1 protein-coding gene and 1 pseudogene are annotated in these 2189 nt (G+C 69.2%); one reads left to right on the forward strand and one right to left on the reverse strand.

Translation table 11 applies throughout. From position 1 onward, the window contains the following. Nucleotides 1-229 precede the first annotated feature (229 nt). Entirely contained in the window at nt 230-1561 is a 1332-nt protein-coding gene (locus tag VGN50_RS07710; RefSeq protein ID WP_414694576.1) for an ISL3 family transposase, read from the reverse strand. Nucleotides 1562-1684: 123 nt separating this feature from the next. On the opposite strand from VGN50_RS07710, the pseudogene VGN50_RS13180 reads away from it, so the two are divergent. Continuing rightward, nucleotides 1685-2189: pseudogene (locus VGN50_RS13180) on the forward strand (IS1634 family transposase); the annotation flags it as partial.

A 2189-nucleotide genomic window follows, 5' to 3' on the forward strand; every position in this document is an offset into this window, starting at 1 on the left:
CGCGACCCCATCAGCGACCATTCGCTCGTGATTGCGGCACTCGCCCCCGACTGAATTGTCCCAACGCCGAACGTAGGAGCACGCGCCGCAGGTGCGACCGCCTGGACGCGAACCCGCGGACGCGATAAAGACGGAGTGCGCCACCGCGGCGACCTGACACCGGTGGACGTGCCGGCCACGCTGGTGACCGAGGTGCGACTTTTGGGGCTCTTCGCCGTTGAGTGTGGGGTCATAGGAGTAGTCCGCCGCCGATGAGGAGCATTCGGAGGCGGTAGTTGTTGCGGTTGCGGAAGCCGCGGGCGATGCGGCGGTGGAGCTCGATGAGGCCGTTCATGGCCTCGGTGCCGCCGTTGCTGGCGCCGTTGGTGTCGAAGTAGCCGAGGAACTCGCTTCTCCACTGCTTGAGCGTGCGCCCGAGCCGGGCGACCTCCCGGACGGGGCAGCTGATGAAGGAGGCGAGGACCTTCTCGGCGACGGCCCGTCCGGCGGTGGGCGTGTCTTGGTGGTAGCAGGAGCGGACCTGTTGGGCGCATCGCCAGGCGAGCTCGACTTCAAGGTGCTCCTCGTGCGCGGTGAACGCGGTCTCGAGCCGGGCTCTCTGTCGGTCGGTGAGGTTCTCCTCGCCGGCGCGCAGGATGTTCCGGATCCGATAGAGCGGGTCGTCCCGGCGGCCGCGGTGGCCGGTGGTGTCCTGCTGCACCCGCCGGCGCACGTCATCGACGACCTGGGTAGCCAGCTTCACCACATGGAACGCGTCGAGCACCGACCGCGCGTCCTGCAGCTGGTCGTCGATCGCGTTCTTGTAGCCGTGGAACGGGTCGAGGGTGGCGATCTCCACGCCGGCCTTGAACGTCTCACCCCGCTGTTCCAGCCAGCCTCGGTAGGTCTCACCGGACCGTCCGGGGACCAGATCCAACAGGCGGGCCCTGGTGTGGCCGTTGGCGTCTCGGGTGAGGTCGACCATCCCGGTCAGCTCCTTCGGGCCCCGGCCGCCGTCCTCGATCGGCTTGGTCGACACGTGATGCCACACGTGCTCGTCAACGCCCAGGATCGCCACCCCGTCGAAGCGGCTCGCGTCAACATCGGCTGCCTCCAGCCGCGGGAGGATCGCTTCCCACACGGTCCGCCACCCGGTGCCGAGCTGCCGTCGGACTCCGTTGACGGAGGCGTGTTCGCGGCGGATCTGCTCGATCACCCACCAACACGCTCGGGTCGTCAGCTTCGCCCGGGGTGCCGCGACCCGCTCGTCCTGCTCGACGAACGAGCGGATCCGGCACGTCGGTTCGGGGCACAGCCAGCGCCGCTTGCGCCAGCGGATCCGCACTGGCCGGCCCATCGCCGGCGCGTCCACCAGCCGTACCTCGACCCGACCATGAGCGTGGGCCACGACCCCGCACGACCGGCAGCCCGTCGGTGCCGGCGCGGACTCCACCGTGACGGTCAGCCCGCCGCCATCGTCACGCTCCACCGCGGTCACGTGCAGGCCGTCCAGGCCCACCAACAGGTCGCACCGATCGCAGTAGCCACCGGGCGCACGGCAGCACAACGTAGGCTCGCTCAACGTCGAGGTCCTTGAGATCAGGAGAGGTAGAAGTCCTCCGATCCTCGGGGACCTCGACCCATCCCCAGCCTCACCCAGCCCTCCGGCGCGCCGTGCTCACCCCACACTCAGCGGCGAAGAGCCGCCAATGCCGTCGTCGCTGGCGAGAGGAGCGCGCGGACCCCCCGGTTCGTCAGTATCGAGAACGGCACCCACACCCTGGATGAGGCCTCGTTAGCCAGGGCGCGGCGGCTGGTCGGGCTCAAGGGCTATGTGACGAACATCCGGGCCTCGTTAATGCCGGCAGGTGAGGTCCTGGCCTGCTACCACGAGCTGTGGCAGGTCGAGGCGTCGTTCCGGATGAGCAAGACCGACCTGCGGGCTCGGCCGATGTTTCACCACACGCGTGAGGCCATCGAGGCCCACCTGACCGTCGTGTTCGCCGCCCTGGCGGTCGCGCGCTACCTGCAGGACGCGACCGGCCTGAGCATCCGCAAGATCGTGCGGACCCTCCGGCCGTTGCAGCAGATCACCGTCCGCATCGCCGGCTACGAGCAGCTCGCCGAGGACCCCCTCACCGACACCGCCGAGGCCATCCTCGGAACCTCAACCTGCCTGCTCGGTGACACACCCCGATGGCACGAGTCAG

Origin of the sequence: Pedococcus sp. (genome assembly GCF_036000045.1) — a bacterium.
Classification (GTDB): Bacteria; Actinomycetota; Actinomycetes; order Actinomycetales; family Dermatophilaceae; genus Pedococcus.